Source organism: Salmonella sp. SAL-020 (genome assembly GCF_017372215.1).
Taxonomy (GTDB): Bacteria; Pseudomonadota; Gammaproteobacteria; order Enterobacterales; family Enterobacteriaceae; genus Salmonella; species Salmonella enterica.
Window position 1 is genome coordinate 1542059 of sequence record NZ_CP071690.1, and the last position, 18287, is coordinate 1560345.

10 protein-coding genes are annotated in these 18287 nt (G+C 50.0%); 5 read left to right on the forward strand and 5 right to left on the reverse strand.

The features are described 5' to 3' along the window. Positions 1-17 precede the first annotated feature (17 nt). The 3 genes from nrdA to J1G48_RS07290 all read right to left on the reverse strand — a co-directional run bounded on the left by nrdA (position 18) and on the right by J1G48_RS07290 (position 4354). Positions 18-2303 (reverse strand): class 1a ribonucleoside-diphosphate reductase subunit alpha, encoded by a 2286-nt coding sequence (nrdA, locus tag J1G48_RS07280; protein ID WP_001076489.1) that lies wholly within the window; start codon positions 2301-2303, stop codon positions 18-20. 355 nt (positions 2304-2658) lie between these two features. Then, on the reverse strand, positions 2659-3387 hold the full coding sequence (ubiG, locus tag J1G48_RS07285) for a bifunctional 2-polyprenyl-6-hydroxyphenol methylase/3-demethylubiquinol 3-O-methyltransferase UbiG (RefSeq protein WP_001091008.1): 729 nt from the start codon (positions 3385-3387) through the stop codon (positions 2659-2661). Positions 3388-3469: 82 nt separating this feature from the next. After that, positions 3470-4354, reverse strand: a complete 885-nt coding sequence (locus J1G48_RS07290) for a GntR family transcriptional regulator (protein ID WP_000944715.1) — start codon at positions 4352-4354, stop codon at positions 3470-3472. Positions 4355-4403: 49 nt separating this feature from the next. Between J1G48_RS07290 and J1G48_RS07295 the strand changes: the two genes are divergently transcribed. From J1G48_RS07295 to rcsC, 4 genes are all read left to right on the forward strand, one after another. Then, positions 4404-5729, forward strand: coding sequence for an MFS transporter (locus tag J1G48_RS07295; protein ID WP_000098086.1), 1326 nt, complete (start codon positions 4404-4406; stop codon positions 5727-5729). Positions 5730-5743: 14 nt separating this feature from the next. Continuing rightward, positions 5744-6946 (forward strand): mandelate racemase/muconate lactonizing enzyme family protein, encoded by a 1203-nt coding sequence (locus tag J1G48_RS07300; RefSeq protein WP_000705590.1) that lies wholly within the window; start codon positions 5744-5746, stop codon positions 6944-6946. A 409-nt stretch (positions 6947-7355) separates the two neighbouring features. Further along, entirely contained in the window at positions 7356-9992 is a 2637-nt protein-coding gene (gyrA, locus tag J1G48_RS07305; protein ID WP_001680274.1) for a DNA topoisomerase (ATP-hydrolyzing) subunit A, read from the forward strand. Positions 9993-10109: 117 nt separating this feature from the next. Then, complete coding sequence (rcsC, locus tag J1G48_RS07310; RefSeq protein WP_000876084.1) at positions 10110-12956, forward strand: two-component system sensor histidine kinase RcsC; 2847 nt, start codon at positions 10110-10112, stop codon at positions 12954-12956. A 102-nt stretch (positions 12957-13058) separates the two neighbouring features. Here rcsC and rcsB read toward each other — a convergent pair whose 3' ends face one another. Beyond that, the gene (rcsB, locus tag J1G48_RS07315) at positions 13059-13709 is read right to left on the reverse strand and encodes a response regulator transcription factor RcsB (protein ID WP_001061919.1); all 651 of its coding nucleotides are present in this window, start codon (positions 13707-13709) and stop codon (positions 13059-13061) included. 16 nt (positions 13710-13725) lie between these two features. Beyond that, a complete protein-coding gene (gene rcsD, locus J1G48_RS07320; RefSeq protein WP_000083201.1) occupies positions 13726-16395 on the reverse strand; it encodes a phosphotransferase RcsD in 2670 nt (889 codons plus the stop codon). A gap of 726 nt (positions 16396-17121) precedes the next feature. Here rcsD and J1G48_RS07325 point away from each other — a divergent pair. Beyond that, entirely contained in the window at positions 17122-18258 is a 1137-nt protein-coding gene (locus tag J1G48_RS07325) for a porin OmpC (protein WP_000865521.1), read from the forward strand. Positions 18259-18287: the final 29 nt, after the last annotated feature.

Genomic DNA, 18287 nt, shown 5'->3' on the forward strand with positions numbered 1-18287 from the left:
CTACCCGGCACTATTCATCAGATCTTACAAGCGCCGCTTTCGCAGCCATCGTCCTGAATAGAAGGCGCCAAATCGTCCTGCGCATCTTCCGCGCCGTCGCGGGTATTTTGATAGTACAGAGTTTTCACGCCAAACTTATACGCGGTGAGCAAATCTTTCAGCAGTTGCTGCATCGGCACTTTTCCTGACGGGAAACGTGACGGATCGTAGTTGGTATTGGCGGAAATCGACTGATCGATAAACTTCTGCATGATACCCACCAGTTGCAGATAACCGTCGTTGTTCGGCATCTCCCACAACAGTTCGTAAGCGTCTTTCAGATGCTCATAATCCGGCACGACCTGACGCAAAATACCGTCTTTCGAGGCCTTGATGCTGACGTAGCCGCGCGGCGGCTCAATGCCGTTGGTGGCGTTGGAGATCTGGGACGACGTTTCCGACGGCATTAGCGCCGATAGCGTGGAGTTACGCAGACCGTGGGTTTTGATCGACTCACGCAGCTGTTGCCAGTCGTAGTGCAGCGGTTCGTTGACGATCGCATCCAGATCTTTTTTGTAGGTGTCGATCGGCAAAATGCCTTTTGCATAGGTGGTTTCGTTGAACCATGGGCAGGCGCCTTGCTCTTTCGCCAGTTCGTTGGACGCTTTAAGCAGATAGTACTGAATGGCTTCGAAGGTTTTATGCGTCAGATTATTGGCGCTGCCGTCGGAATAACGCTTACCGTTTTTCGCCAGCCAGTAGGCGAAGTTAATCACGCCAATGCCCAGCGTACGACGGCCCATTGCGCCGCGTTTGGCAGCCGGAATCGGGTAATCCTGATAATCGAGCAGAGCATCCAAAGCGCGTACTGCCAGAATAGCCAGTTCTTCCAGCTCGTCCAGAGTTTTAATGGCGCCCAGGTTGAATGCAGACAGCGTACACAACGCAATTTCGCCGTTTTCATCGTTGACATCGTTCAGCGGTTTGGTTGGCAGGGCAATCTCCAGACACAGGTTAGACTGGCGTACCGGGGCGACAACCGGATCGAACGGACTGTGAGTATTGCAGTGGTCAACGTTCTGGATATAGATACGACCGGTAGAGGCGCGTTCCTGCATCATCAGCGAGAACAGTTCGACCGCTTTCACACGCTGTTTGCGGATGCTGTCGTCGTGTTCATATTTCACGTACAGGCGTTCGAATTCGTCCTGGTCGGCGAAGAACGCATCGTATAGCCCGGGTACATCCGACGGACTGAACAGCGTAATGTCGCCGCCCTTCAGCAGGCGGGTATACATCAGTTTGTTGATCTGTACGCCGTAGTCCATGTGACGTACGCGGTTGCCTTCCACGCCGCGGTTGTTTTTCAGCACCAGCAGGCTTTCCACTTCCAGATGCCACATCGGGTAGAAGAGGGTTGCCGCGCCGCCGCGCACGCCGCCCTGCGAACAGGATTTCACCGCCGTCTGGAAGTGCTTGTAGAACGGAATACAGCCGGTGTGGAACGCTTCGCCGCCGCGAATCGGGCTGCCCAGCGCACGAATGCGTCCCGCGTTGATGCCGATACCGGCGCGCTGAGAAACGTATTTCACGATAGCGCTGGAGGTGGCGTTGATGGAATCCAGACTGTCGCCACACTCGATCAGTACGCAGGAGCTGAACTGACGGGTTGGGGTACGCACACCGGACATGATGGGCGTCGGCAGCGAGATTTTGAACGTAGAGACCGCATCGTAAAAACGTTTTACATAGTCAAGACGCGTTTCACGCGGGTAGTTCGAGAACAGGCAGGCCGCTACCAGAATGTAGAGGAACTGTGCGCTTTCATAGATTTCGCCGGTCACGCGGTTTTGCACCAGATATTTCCCTTCCAGCTGCTTAACGGCAGCGTAGGAGAAGGTCATATCGCGATCGTGAACGATAAACGAATCCATCTGCTTGAACTCTTCTTCCGTGTAGTCTTCCAGCAGATGATTGTCGTATTTGCCAAGCTCAACCATTTTTACCACATGGTGGTAAAGTGCGGGCGGCTCAAACTGGCCGAAGGCTTTCTTACGCAGGTGGAAAATCGCCAGACGCGCAGCCAGGTATTGATAATCCGGCGCATCGCGAGAGATCAGGTCTGCGGCGGCCTTAATGATAGTTTCATGGATATCGGAGGTCTTAATCCCATCATAAAACTGAATATGCGAGCGTAGCTCGACCTGAGAAACCGATACGTTATTCAGTCCTTCTGCCGCCCAATCAAGCACGCGATGAATTTTGTCGAGATTGATGCGCTCAGTACGGCCGTCACGCTTTGTCACCAGCAGACTCTGATTCATGTGGTTTTCTACCTGTTTACCTGTCCGTGAAAGAAAAATATCCCCCCGCTTATCCACAACGCCACGTTGTGACTAACTCTGTGGATAAATACTATATATAGGGGGTAATCGATAAGTGAAACGCTATATGGTGAGTATTCTAGTAGGGATTCTTTTGAGTACAAGAGTTGATTTTGGCGTTAAATTGCGGTTGTAAAAGAGTAAGAATCGCTAAATGCGCGTCTGATAAGGCCTGGAGAGGATGTCAACAATTCATAAAAAAAAATCAAAATTTGATCGAATGCTGATTTCTTCATCGAAGAGAAAGGTTGCGCCCGATGATCTAACGCAACCCTTATAGGAAAATTCTTTGATGTCAGGCTTTTTTAGCGCGGGTATGCAACATGTAGTTAACGTCTACTCCGGGACCGAGTTTGAAAGTATTGGTTATCGGGTTGTAGTGCAGCCCGGTGATATGTTGCTCTTTCAGGACGGTTTCATCTACCCAGCTTAACAGTTCAGCAGGCTTAATGAATTTCTTCACGTCGTGCGTGCCTTTTGGCACCATGCGCAGAATATACTCAGCGCCGACGACCGCCATCAGCCAGGATTTCCCATTGCGGTTCAACGTTGAGAAGAACACCTCGCCGCCGGGTTTAACCAGTTGGGCGCAGGCGTGGACGACCGATTGCGGATCGGGAACGTGCTCCAGCATTTCCATACAGGTGACGACGTCGTATTGCTGGGCGTGTTTTGCCGCATGTTCCTCAACCGTCTCCTGCATGTACTCTACCTCGATGCCGCTTTCCAGCGCATGCAGTTTGGCGACCTGCAAAGGCTCAAAGCCCATATCCAGCCCGGTGACGGTTGCGCCTTCGCGCGCCATGCTCTCCGCCAGAATACCGCCGCCACAGCCGACGTCGAGCACCTTTTTACCAAACAGGCCGCCTGAGCGCTCAGTAATGTAGCCAAGGCGTAGGGGGTTGATACGATGCAATGGCTTGAATTCGCCCTCCAGATCCCACCAGCGCGACGCGACGGCTTCGAATTTGGCGATTTCATTATGGTCAACGTTGTGAGCTACCGACGGTTTTTCAGTGTTCATGAGTACATGAGATTCCGCTATTGATCTATCGGGGCAGTATAGCAGGTGCAAAGTCGCTGCGTTATATCTACTGCCGTCTTTATTACGCTTTCAGCGCAAGAAGTTTTCTTGCGCGTTCTGTAAAACCGCTACCGATGTGGTGCGTGATAAAATTACAGACGCCCTCGACGTTGTTGTTTTTTAACATATCCAAAATAGTGGCATGTCCACGGTTAGAGCTGGTGATATATTCAGTGGTAAAATCCAGTCTGTAGCGAATTGCCAATAAACGTGCTGAGATCAACAGGTGTGCTTGTGAAATGTATTTATTATCGGCATATTTCACAAAAACATAATGAAAATCATGATCCAGTTTGAGGTAAGCTTGCGTATCGCGCTCTGCATTAATTTTTGCTGACTTCGATAAAATATTGCTTAATTCGACTATGACATTGTTAGCATTTTTCTCCATCGCTTCACGAATTGCGCCCTGTTCAAGGATAACCCTCATTTTGATGAGATCATTGATATCCTCGTCGGTGACAGAAAAAACAAATGTCCCACTGCGGGGAATGATGTTGACTAAGTTTTCATTATAGCTCAGCCAAATAAAAGCTTCACGAATTGGTGTTTTACTTACCATCAGAATATTTGATAGTTCATTTTCACTGATCGCTTGCCCAAGATCGAAATCGCCATGGATAATCATCTCCCTTATTTTCTCTTTAATCACCTGGGTGATGGATTTGGGTATTTCAATTGATATGTGACTAAAGTCACGCTTTAATCTATTTTTCATTTTCTTCTCCTCCATGGTTAAACCCGGCTCCATTGTAATTAATTTATTCAAAATTAACGGATCTAATATATCAGATATAAGAAAATTTACATACTTTATTGTTGTTATTGTATATTTCATTAAGTTTGCTTGCTGATATATCAGATATGACACATTAGCTTTTGAATTGTATTGTTTTTTACGTAACATCAATTCCGGTCAATACCCTTATTCATTGAATCATAAAAGGTGATGCAAAATGAGTAGTCCACAAGAAAATTTATACGATGCAATTCGTATTGTAAAAAGGAAAATCATTCCTTTGGCCTTTATTCTTTACTTTTTTAACTATATGGATCGTGTCAATATTGGGTTTGCTGCATTACGCATGAATGAATCTCTCGGTATTACGCCTGAGGATTTCGCTAATATTTCTTCTGTATTCTTCATATCATATTTAATCTTTCAAATTCCGAGTAGCATTGGCTTGCAAAAGCTTGGCGCAAGAAAATGGATTAGTTCCATTATTATCGGCTGGGGAGCGGTAACAGGGCTGATTTTTTTTGCTAAAGATACTCAACATATTTTGCTGGCTCGCATTTTTTTGGGGGTATTTGAAGCTGGCTTTTTCCCGGGCATGGTTTATTATCTTGCATGTTGGTTCCCGGCTCGTGAACGCGGAAAAGTCAATAGTTTCTTCATGTTATCTATTGCTGTTGCATCGGTATTGGCTGCACCGATGTCTGGTTGGATCATCGAGCATTTGAATACCCCGGATTATGAAGGCTGGCGCTGGCTTTTTGCTATTGAAGGTATCCCTACCGTATTCCTTGGCATCCTGACATTTTATTTACTGCCTGACAGTCCAGAAAAGGCTAAATGGCTTACGCCACAGCAGATATCGGCCTTAGTTAATAAATTACGTACTGACAATGAAACCGCAGCTGCATTAAATAAAAATACCAACTCATCCTTTCTTTCCGTAATCAAAAATCCAGTTTTGCTTCAGCTTTCTTTCGCCTACATGTTGATTCAGGCGGCTGCTCTGGCGGCAAACTACTGGTTGCCGGGGTTGGTGAAGGGATTTTCAGCTGATTTTACGGATACTGACGTTGGTTTAATCATGAGTATTCCGTTTATTTTCGCTATGTTCAGCATGCCCTGGTGGGGCTGGCATTCCGATAAAAAGAATGAACGAAAATGGCATGCTGCATTACCCATGTTTCTGGCAGGCTGTGGTTTTCTGATGATTGCTCTTGTCCCCTCAATGTCGCTGAGAATGCTGGGGCTAACGTTCTATGGTGTTGGGATCCTCAGCTATTACGGACCTTACTGGGCGCTGCCTTCTGCATTATTGTCGCCGTCAGGGTTGGCTATCAGCATTGCGTTTATTAACTCATGTTCAAGTCTTGGCGGATTCCTGATTAATAAGTCACTGGGATTTGTTTCTACTCATTATGGTGCGACAGGAATATTTATTGTAGAGGCAATACTTTGCTTCGCTGCGGTAGCCGTTTTGGCGTTAATGAAAATTGATGTGAAAAAAGAAAAAAGCCAACAAACAAATGTTGTATCACGAACCTGATAAATGGAGAAATTATGAAAATTACATCTATTGAAGTTTTTGACTGTGAATTAAAAAAAAGAGATCAAACGATGTCATCCTATAATCCAGTACTTATCCGGGTGAATACCGACTCAGGATTAAGTGGTATTGGCGAAGTAGGACTGGCCTATGGCGCAGGCGCTAAAGCTGGCGTAGGGATCATCAGAGATCTGGCGCCATTGGTTGTGGGTGAAGATCCATTAAATATCGAAAAAATTTGGGAGTTCTTTTTCAGAAAGACTTTTTGGGGGATGGGGGGCGGAAACGTTTTTTATGCCGGAATGAGCGCTATTGATATTGCTCTTTGGGATATCAAAGGTAAATATTTAGGTGTACCTGTTTATCAGCTCCTTGGCGGGAAAACTAATGAAAAATTAAGAACCTATGCTAGTCAGTTACAATTTGGTTGGGGGGATAAACGCCAGATATTAGTGACACCTGAGGAATATGCTGAGGCGGCGCGTGCGGCTCTTGACGATGGATATGATGCGATTAAAGTGGATCCACTCGAAATCGATCGTAATGGCGATGACTGTGTTTTTCAGAATAAAAATCGTAACTATTCAGGATTGTTACTGGCCGATCAATTAAAAATGGGGGAAGCGCGAATTGCCGCTATGCGTGAAGCAATGGGGGATGATGCTGATATTATCGTGGAAATCCATTCTCTTCTCGGTACAAACTCAGCTATTCAATTTGCGAAGGCGATAGAAAAGTATCGTATCTTTCTTTATGAAGAACCGATTCATCCATTAAATTCTGATAATATGCAGAAAGTTTCCCGTTCAACAACGATTCCAATCGCCACTGGCGAGCGTTCCTACACAAGATGGGGATACAGGGAATTACTGGAGAAGCAGTCTATTGCCGTAGCGCAACCTGATTTGTGTCTCTGCGGCGGAATTACCGAAGGAAAGAAAATCTGTGACTATGCTAATATTTATGACACCACTGTACAGGTGCATGTTTGCGGCGGTCCTGTTTCCACGGTAGCCGCGCTGCATATGGAAACAGCAATTCCCAACTTTATTATTCATGAGCATCATACCAATGCGATGAAAGCATCTATTCGGGAACTTTGTACCCACGATTATCAACCGGAAAATGGCTATTATGTCGCGCCGGAACAGCCCGGATTGGGTCAGGAATTAAACGATGAGGTAGTGAAAGAATACCTGGCCTATGTGATTAAATAGCATCTGGTGATACTGATTATGGTTTATGCCTCCCGGCATATCCCCTAAATAATTCGAGTTGCAGGATAAAATGGTTAACCGTCTTGAACAGCGCTTGCGCTAACCCCGACGGGGCGAGGCCCAGGGATGGGCCGAGTAACTTGCCGCCAACGCACATGAAACTTGAAGTATGACGGGTATACGCGGGAGGTATTGATTTTCCAGCCTCTTCCTGGCCAGACCCCGATCTCCCCTGTGTCGCCTCTGAAACCGATCGCCGATAAACGCCGAGACCACGCTTATAAATGAAGAGAGCATGCGGCACCCGAATAAAGCATTGTCTGGCTGCATTCCGTTTACCAGTACGTGGGCGAATGTGTTATAATTTGCGACCTTTGAATCCGGGATACAGTAGAGGGATAGCGGTTAGATGAGCGACCTTGCGAGAGAAATTACACCGGTCAACATTGAGGAAGAGCTGAAAAGCTCCTATCTGGATTATGCGATGTCGGTCATTGTTGGCCGTGCGCTGCCGGATGTCCGAGATGGCCTGAAGCCGGTACACCGTCGCGTACTTTACGCCATGAACGTATTGGGCAATGACTGGAACAAAGCCTATAAAAAATCTGCCCGTGTCGTTGGTGACGTAATCGGTAAATACCATCCCCACGGCGATTCCGCAGTGTATTACACCATCGTTCGTATGGCGCAGCCATTCTCGCTGCGTTACATGCTGGTGGATGGTCAGGGTAACTTCGGTTCTATTGACGGCGACTCCGCGGCGGCAATGCGTTATACGGAGATCCGTCTGGCGAAAATCGCCCACGAACTGATGGCCGATCTCGAAAAAGAGACGGTGGATTTCGTGGATAACTATGACGGTACGGAAAAAATTCCGGACGTCATGCCGACCAAAATTCCGAATCTGCTGGTGAACGGTTCTTCCGGTATCGCAGTAGGTATGGCGACGAATATCCCGCCGCACAACCTGACGGAAGTGATTAACGGCTGCCTGGCGTATATCGACAACGAAGACATCAGCATTGAAGGGCTGATGGAACATATTCCGGGGCCGGACTTCCCGACCGCCGCGATCATCAACGGTCGTCGTGGTATCGAAGAAGCCTACCGTACCGGTCGTGGCAAAGTGTACATTCGCGCCCGCGCGGAAGTTGAAGCTGACGCGAAAACGGGCCGTGAAACCATCATCGTCCATGAAATTCCCTATCAGGTGAACAAAGCGCGCCTGATCGAGAAAATCGCCGAGCTGGTGAAAGATAAACGCGTGGAAGGCATCAGCGCGCTGCGTGACGAATCCGACAAAGACGGGATGCGCATCGTGATTGAAGTGAAACGCGATGCGGTGGGCGAGGTGGTGCTTAATAATCTCTACTCCCAGACCCAGCTACAGGTTTCCTTCGGTATTAACATGGTGGCGCTGCATCACGGCCAGCCGAAGATCATGAACCTGAAAGACATCATTTCAGCGTTCGTGCGCCACCGCCGTGAAGTGGTGACGCGTCGTACTATTTTTGAACTGCGTAAAGCCCGTGACCGCGCGCATATCCTTGAAGCTCTGGCGATTGCGCTGGCTAACATCGACCCGATTATCGAACTGATTCGCCGCGCGCCAACGCCGGCAGAAGCAAAAGCGGCGCTGATTTCGCGTCCGTGGGATCTGGGCAACGTTGCTGCGATGCTGGAGCGCGCTGGTGATGACGCTGCGCGTCCGGAATGGCTGGAGCCAGAATTTGGCGTGCGTGACGGTCAGTATTACCTGACTGAGCAGCAGGCGCAGGCGATTCTGGATCTGCGTTTGCAGAAACTGACCGGCCTGGAGCATGAAAAACTGCTCGACGAATACAAAGAGTTGCTGGAGCAGATTGCTGAACTGCTGCACATTCTGGGCAGCGCCGATCGCCTGATGGAAGTGATCCGCGAAGAGATGGAGTTAATTCGCGATCAGTTCGGCGATGAGCGTCGTACCGAAATCACCGCCAACAGCGCCGATATTAATATCGAAGATCTGATTAGCCAGGAAGATGTTGTCGTGACGCTGTCTCACCAGGGTTACGTCAAATATCAACCGCTGACGGATTACGAAGCGCAACGTCGTGGTGGGAAAGGTAAATCTGCCGCGCGTATTAAAGAAGAAGACTTTATCGACCGCCTGCTGGTGGCCAACACCCATGACACCATCCTCTGCTTCTCCAGCCGGGGCCGTCTGTACTGGATGAAGGTCTATCAGTTGCCGGAAGCCAGCCGCGGCGCGCGCGGTCGTCCGATCGTTAACCTGCTGCCGCTGGAAGCCAACGAACGTATCACCGCGATTCTGCCGGTTCGTGAATACGAAGAAGGCGTCAACGTCTTTATGGCGACCGCCAGCGGTACCGTGAAGAAAACGGCGCTGACCGAATTCAGCCGTCCGCGTTCCGCCGGTATTATCGCGGTGAACCTCAACGACGGCGACGAGCTGATTGGCGTTGACCTGACTTCTGGTTCTGACGAAGTCATGCTGTTCTCGGCCGCGGGTAAAGTGGTGCGCTTCAAAGAAGACGCCGTCCGTGCGATGGGGCGTACCGCGACCGGTGTGCGCGGTATTAAGCTGGCGGGAGACGATAAAGTCGTCTCTCTGATCATCCCACGCGGCGAAGGCGCTATTCTGACCGTAACGCAAAACGGCTACGGGAAGCGTACCGCAGCGGACGAGTACCCGACCAAGTCTCGTGCGACGCAGGGCGTTATCTCTATCAAAGTGACCGAGCGCAACGGTTCCGTTGTCGGTGCGGTACAGGTAGACGATTGCGACCAGATCATGATGATCACGGATGCCGGTACTCTGGTGCGTACCCGAGTGTCCGAGATCAGCGTCGTGGGACGTAATACCCAGGGCGTTATCCTTATCCGCACGGCGGAAGATGAAAACGTGGTGGGTCTGCAACGCGTTGCTGAACCGGTAGATGACGAAGAACTCGACGCTATCGACGGCAGCGTGGCGGAAGGGGATGAGGATATCGCCCCGGAAGCGGAAAGCGATGACGACGTTGCGGATGACGCTGACGAGTAATGTTATTGCTGTGCGAGGGCCGGATATCCGGCCCTTTTTCTTTGCCGTTGCGGGCTACGTCATTTACCGCTACCTTAGTCACACTCTATTTACATCCTGAGGCGGAGCTTCGCCCCTTTGAAATACCTTGCTTCCTTTCGAACTACGCTGAAAGTCTCGCGCTACTTATTCAGAGCGTTAGCGTTACTCATTTGGCTCTTAATCGCCTTTGTTTCGGTGTTTTACATCGTCAATGCCCTGCACCAGCGGGAATCTGAAATTCGTCAGGAGTTCAACCTTAGCTCCGATCAGGCGCAGCGTTTTATCCAGCGCACGTCGGATGTGATGAAAGAGCTCAAATATATCGCCGAGAACCGTTTAACGGCGGAAAACGGCGTCATGTCGTCGCGTGCGCGTGATGACAAAATGGTGGTGCCGGACTTTGAACCGCTATTTGCCGACTCAGACTGTGCGGCGATGGGCTCCGCCTGGCGCGGATCGCTGGAGTCGCTGGCCTGGTTTATGCGTTACTGGCGCGACAACTTTTCAGCGGCGTATGATCTTAACCGCGTTTTCCTGATTGGCAGCGATAACCTCTGTATGGCGAATTTCGGCCTGCGTGAAATGCCCGTGGAGCGCGATGATGCGTTAAAAGCGTTACATGAGCGGATTATGAAATACCGCAACGCGCCGCAGGAAGAAAGTGGGAATAACCTTTTCTGGATAAGCCAGGGCGCGCGTCAGGGCGTGGGCTACTTTTATGCGCTGACGCCGGTGTATCTGGCCAACCGTCTGCAGGCGCTGCTGGGCGTCGAGCAGTCCATCCGTATGGAAAATTTTTTCACGCCCGGCAGTTTGCCGATGGGCGTCACTATTATTGATGAGAACGGCCATTCGCTGATTTCGTTGACCGGTCCTGACGGCAATATTAAAGCGGAGCCGCGCTGGATGCAGGAGCGCTCCTGGTTTGGTTATACGCCAGGTTTTCGCGAACTGGTACTCAAAAAAAGCCTGCCGCCATCCTCGCTCAGTATTGTCTATTCTGTGCCTGTAGATTTAGTCCTGGAGCGTATTCGTATTCTTATCCTGAACGCTATCCTGCTGAACGTGCTGGTGGGCGCAGGGCTGTTTACGCTTGCGCGGATGTATGAGCGGCGAATTTTCATTCCGGCGGAGAGCGATGCCCAGCGTCTGGAAGAGCATGAACAGTTCAACCGTAAAATCGTCGCCTCCGCGCCGGTGGGGATCTGTATTTTGCGCACTATTGATGGTGTCAATATTCTGAGTAACGAACTGGCGCACACCTACCTGAACATGCTCACGCATGAAGATAGACAGCGCCTGACGCAAATCATTTGCGGCCAGCAGGTTAACTTCGTTGATGTATTGACCAGCAATAATACCAATTTGCAAATTAGCTTCGTCCATTCCCGCTATCGCAATGAAAACGTCGCGATTTGCGTGTTGGTAGATGTGAGTACGCGCGTCAAAATGGAAGAGTCGCTGCAAGAGATGGCGCAGGCGGCGGAGCAGGCAAGCCAGTCTAAATCCATGTTCCTTGCGACGGTCAGCCATGAATTGCGCACACCGCTGTACGGTATCATTGGCAATCTCGATCTGCTGCAAACCAAAGAGCTGCCAAAAGGCGTGGATCGGCTGGTCACGGCGATGAATAACTCCTCCAGTCTGTTGCTGAAAATTATCAGCGACATTCTCGACTTCTCGAAAATTGAGTCGGAACAGCTAAAGATTGAGCCGCGCGAATTTTCACCGCGAGAGGTGATGAACCATATCACCGCCAATTATCTGCCGCTGGTGGTGCGTAAGCAGCTCGGCCTGTATTGTTTTATTGAGCCTGACGTGCCGGTATCGCTGAACGGTGACCCGATGCGTTTACAGCAGGTTATTTCAAACCTGTTGAGCAACGCCATTAAGTTTACCGATATTGGCTGCATCGTGCTGCATGTGCGCTGTGATGGGGATTATCTCAGCATTCGCGTGCGGGATACCGGCGTCGGTATTCCGGCAAAAGAGGTGGTTCGCCTGTTCGATCCCTTCTTCCAGGTGGGAACCGGCGTACAGCGTAACTTTCAGGGGACCGGTCTGGGGCTGGCGATTTGCGAAAAATTGATCAGCATGATGGACGGCGATATTTCCGTCGATTCGGAGCCGGGCATGGGGAGCCAGTTTACGCTGCGCATCCCGCTTTATGGCGCGCAATACCCTGTGAAAAAGAGCGTGGAAGGACTCGCCGGAACCTGCTGTTGGCTGGCGGTGCGCAATACTTCTTTGTGCCAGTTTATTGAGACCAGTCTGGCGCGTAGCGGCGTTCATACGCAGCGTTATGAAGGGCAAGAACCCGCCGCGGACGATATTTTGATTGTCGATGACGCGCTGGAGCATACCTGGCAGGGGAGGGCTGCGGTCGTCTTTTGCCGCCGTCATATCGGGATTCCGTTGGAAAGAGCGCCGGGCGAGTGGGTGCATAGTGTGGCGTCGGTGCATGAGTTGCCCGCGCTGTTGGCGCGTATCTATAGTATTGAGCTGGATAGTGAAGCGCTTTCCAGCGCATTGCCGACGACGGATAAAACCGCAGATTCAAATGACGACATGATGATTCTGGTCGTTGACGATCATCCGATCAATCGCCGCTTGCTGGCCGATCAACTGGGATCGCTGGGGTATCAGTGTAAGACAGCCAATGATGGCGTGGACGCTCTGAATGTGCTGAGTAAAAATGCTATCGATATTGTTCTGAGCGATGTGAACATGCCGAACATGGACGGCTATCGCCTGACGCAGCGTATCCGTCAGCTTGGGCTGACGCTGCCGGTCGTCGGCGTGACGGCGAACGCGCTGGCGGAAGAGAAACAACGTTGCCTGGAGTCCGGTATGGACAGTTGTTTGTCGAAGCCTGTGACGCTGGATGTGTTGAAACAGACGCTGGCGGTGTATGCCGAGCGGGTACGTAAAACGCGGGCATAAAAAATGCCGGATGGCGGCGTCGCCTGTCCGGCCTGCAAAAGATGAGTCGACTGGTAGGCCTGATAAGCGTAGCGCCATCAGGCTGGGTAACGTAAAAGTGATTTATTCTTTGTCTGTCGGACTCAGGGTGACGGAAGAGAGATAGTTGAGCAGCGCGATATCATTCTCTACGCCCAGTTTCATCATCGCCGATTTCTTCTGGCTGCTGATGGTCTTAATGCTGCGGTTGAGCTTCTTGGCGATTTCGGTGACCAGGAAACCCTCGGCGAACAGGCGTAATACTTCGCTCTCTTTTGGCGACAGGCGCTTATCGCCGTAACCGCCTGCGCTGATTTTCTCCAGCAGACGAGAAACGCTTTCCGGGGTGAATTTTTTGCCTTTTTGCAGCGCGGCCAGCGCCTTAGGCAGATCGGTTGGCGCACCCTGCTTGAGTACGATCCCTTCAATATCAAGATCCAACACGGCGCTCAGGATCGCCGGATTGTTGTTCATGGTCAGAACGATAATAGACAGGCTCGGAAAATGACGCTTGATGTACTTGATCAAGGTGATCCCATCGCCGTATTTATCTCCCGGCATGGAGAGGTCAGTGATCAACACATGCGCATCTAATTTCGGCAGGTTGTTGATCAATGCTGTGGAATCTTCAAATTCGCCGACAACATTCACCCACTCGATTTGTTCAAGTGATTTGCGAATACCGAACAGTACAATCGGGTGGTCATCGGCAATAATTACGTTCATATTGTTCATGTATTGGGCTACCTTGCTACAGCAAGCTTTTGACGTAGGCGTCAATGTCGCTGATATATTTTTCTATACCTGGAGCATCTTTCTCACGAATCAGATGTTCCAGCGTTTCACATAACTGCTTGCCGGGTACCAGATTAAGCATGGCAAACACCCCTTTCAGGCGGTGGGCCGTTTGGGCCAGCGCAGCGAAATCGCTGGTTGCCGCCTCAGTATACAACCTCTTAACATCATCCGGTACTGTGTCTACAAATAGCGCATAATAGCCGCTGGCATGAAGCTCGGCATTTTCATCTCCGCCGAGCGGGGAGGCGGGAATCTCTTCCTGCGCCAGCTGCTCTTCGATAAGTTGTAGTACAGCTTCCTGCATAGCATTGCTCATATTAAAGTTGACGCGCAACTGACCCGGGCCAATTTTCCGCACGCCTGACTCATCATCGCTTAAAAGCAAGCCCGAGGCAGTAAGATTAGACGGATTATCCGTTAAAAAGAGATCATATTCTTGACTTATCTGCCTTTCATCCGGCGTGATGCAGGTGGCGCCCCAGTTTTCTAACTGACGCAGCACAATCGCGCGAACCTCGTTGGACGTCACATCGACCATCACGCTCACGTCGTCCAGCAGGCGCTCTTCGACCTGAGTATGCTGATCGTGAGGAAGCATTTTGACATGAACGGTATAGCGCGTGCCCAGCGTTTCTCGCGCTTTAATGTTGAGATGACCGCCCAGTTTGCGCGCCAGTTGATTGCACAGCCAGAAGGTGAGCGGATTCGCTTTGCCGTAACGATCGCCCTGCGTTTCATTCATATACGGGAAATGCAGATTATCAATCTCGTTTAACGTTACGCCTTCGCCCGTATCCAGAATACGGAAAGTCAGACGCTCCGCGATAGATTCATCCTGCTCGACTTCAAGCGTAATTTTACCCATAGCGGTCGTTGTGACGGCATACTGAATCAACAGCAGCAAAATCCGACGCAGGGCGTCGCGATCGCCCCAGCGTTCATCGTTGCCGCTAAGATGGTTATTAATCAGCAGTTGCAGCCCTTTACGCTTAATGGCGGGCAGCACTTCCGGCACGACTTCGTCAATAAGATCCTGCAGGGAGAACAGCGTGGCTTCGCTCTTCCATGCGTCATTTTCCAGCATATTCGCCAGTTGGATTTCATCGATCATACGTACCAATACATCCGCCTGATCCGCCAGTTTCAGGCTTTCCGGCGTGGTGACTGCCGCGGCGTTAACCGCCAGTTGGCGTACGGGCTCTTTAAGCGTGTTGCTGATATTTTGCATAAAGGCGGCGCGACCCTGCTGATTCTTCTCATACAAACGCTGCGCCTGTTTAAGCTTCTTATTCACCAGCACTTCCCGGTCCTGATCGCGAATAATAAAGATCTGCGTGCGGGGAGCGATCTGGCTGCGAAACAGACGGATCTCATACAGTTCGTTATTAATTGTCGCCTGAATCACGCCCTGATGCTGTTCCGCCATGCTGGTAATATTTTGCAGGTTAAGATGCGGCAACAGATGATCGGCGATTTTATTGCTGATCACGGTGCGGTTGCCTTCCTGATCGTAGACCAGCAGACCCAGCGGCAGCAGAGAAACGATCTCTTCATTAATGGCGCGTAAGACGCGAAGCTCGTTATTCGCCGCGTTGCCGGATGTCGATTCCGTCGACCGTCCCGGCTGATGACGGAACGTGGCGTAGCCAAATAACGCCAACGCCAGCAGCCCGATGTTCAGCAGTAAAGGCAGCAGAATATTTTGCAACGTATCAAGCAAAAGCGTACCGAACGGTACCTGCCAGATCAGGCGCATTCCGGTAGAGTTAAGCGCTGAGGAGATCTCAATTTTTGAACCGTTAAAGCTAATCGTGACGCTATCTGGCGCTTCCTTTTCACTGCTTCGCCCCGTCGCCTGGGTTGCGTCAGGCTCTATCCGAAAACTGTCCAGCGGCATTCCCGGCGGGATTAAATCATTAATGGGCAGATCAAACGCCACCACGGTCGCCAGATGTCCTGGCTGATTGAAGGTCGTGCGCAGCGTAAAATAGTGACCGTTTTGCCAGGCCAGTTTTCGCAATGAGGAGAAACTTTCGCGCTCATCCAGCGCATTCGCCTGCTGCAACATCTCTGCCCGGCGGGAATCGACGATATTGCCAATAGTGGACTCTTTAAAGCCGGAAGAGAGATCTTTCAACGGTAGGGTAGAGATAAGAATCAGGCTGTTATCCTGTCCGTTGAGATAATACATTGACCACGGCACGTTTTCCGCGCCCCACAGCGTATCCAGATAGGTTGACATACGCTGCGTCATTTCCAGCGTGGCGCTGTCATGGGAACCGAAAATCAGCGCTTCAGTTTTACGTCGCGGCTTTTCAAGATAATACACATCCTGTTTCAGACGCGTTTCCTGAAGTCCTTCACCTGTCGATGGCGTAGTGGTGGCGGCGATGTTGTCATAAATTTGCCAGGTAACATACCGCCAGGTGTCCACGCGTTTATGAATAGCGTGAGTGATATCGACAATTTGATAGCTTTTGTCTTTCAACCAGGCGTTGACGGCGCTCTGTACCATAACGCCCATCGTTACCAGCAGCACAATGATCAGCAATAAGAAGAAACGGGTAATGCTTCCCGGTAGAAGGGAGAATCGGGTAGAGACCGTTGTGTCAGACTGACTCATTTATGTTTACGACCTGTAAAAGCAACGCTGAAGGTGAAGGGCAGTATAAAGGGTAATGAATGAATTTCCAGACTCTTACGTCATGCCGGGCAACTTAACACGCGCTCCGTCGGCGGGACGGGAAAAGCGTACAACCTTCGCAGAACGGTACAAATATAAAGACTACTTATAAATGTTTAGCACTAAATATCAAGAAATTATTTGCTAATGTCTTACGAACGGTCGAGCAGGGGAGGGTAGTGAATAACCGTGATAGTTTTAGGCAGTAGCATAAATCTGCCGGGTGTGTCTGAAAAAACGTAAAAAAACCGAATGCGAAGCATCCGGTTGAAATAGGGGTAAACAGACATTCAGAAGTGAATGACGGTAATAAATAAAGTTAATGATGATAGCGGTCACTATTTTAGTTGCGAATGAAGATTCTGTTTTATCATTCAGTGCTATGAATTTCATCAATTTAACCCATTGATTTTAAAAGTCTCGTGAATATATTTTGTCTATTTGTGCTTATTTTTACTTGATTTTTGCTTTAAAAAAGTTCCGTAAAATTCATATTTTGAAACATCTATGTAGATAACTGTAACATCTTAAAAGTTTTAGTATCATATTCGTGTTGGATTATTCTGTATTTTTGCGGAGAATGGACTTGCCGACTGGTTAATGAGGGTTAACCAGTAAGCAGTGGCATAAAAAAGCAATAAAGGCATATAACAGAGGGTTAATAACATGAAAGTTAAAGTACTGTCCCTCCTGGTACCAGCTCTGCTGGTGGCGGGCGCAGCGAATGCGGCTGAAATTTATAATAAAGACGGCAACAAATTAGACCTGTTTGGTAAAGTTGATGGCCTGCACTACTTCTCTGACGACAAAGGCAGCGACGGCGACCAGACCTACATGCGTATCGGCTTCAAAGGCGAAACGCAGGTTAACGATCAGCTGACCGGTTATGGCCAGTGGGAATATCAGATTCAGGGCAACCAGACTGAAGGCAGCAACGACTCCTGGACGCGTGTGGCGTTTGCGGGTCTGAAATTCGCTGACGCAGGTTCCTTCGATTATGGTCGTAACTACGGCGTAACCTATGATGTGACCTCCTGGACCGATGTTCTGCCGGAGTTCGGCGGCGACACCTACGGCGCTGACAACTTTATGCAGCAGCGTGGTAACGGCTATGCCACTTACCGTAACACCGACTTCTTCGGCCTGGTGGATGGCCTGGACTTCGCGTTGCAGTATCAGGGCAAAAATGGCAGCGTGAGCGGTGAAAACACCAACGGTCGCAGCCTGCTGAACCAGAACGGTGACGGTTACGGCGGATCGCTGACTTATGCAATCGGCGAAGGCTTCTCTGTCGGTGGCGCTATCACCACGTCTAAACGTACTGCCGATCAGAACAACACCGCTGACGAACACCTGTATGGTAACGGCGATCGCGCTACGGTCTACACCGGCGGCCTGAAATACGATGCGAACAACATCTATCTGGCAGCGCAGTATTCTCAGACCTATAACGCAACCCGTTTTGGTACCTCTAACGGCAACAATAAGTCCACCTCTTACGGTTTTGCCAACAAAGCGCAGAACTTTGAAGTGGTTGCTCAGTACCAGTTCGACTTTGGTCTGCGTCCGTCTGTGGCTTACCTGCAGTCTAAAGGTAAGGACATCAGCAACGGCTACGGCGCCAGCTATGGCGACCAGGACATCGTAAAATATGTTGATGTCGGCGCGACTTACTACTTCAACAAAAACATGTCCACCTATGTTGATTACAAAATCAACCTGCTGGATAAAAACGACTTTACCCGCGATGCGGGCATCAACACCGACGACATCGTAGCGCTGGGTCTGGTTTACCAGTTCTAATCAGCAAAAGATGTTGCTAAAGGGCCTGC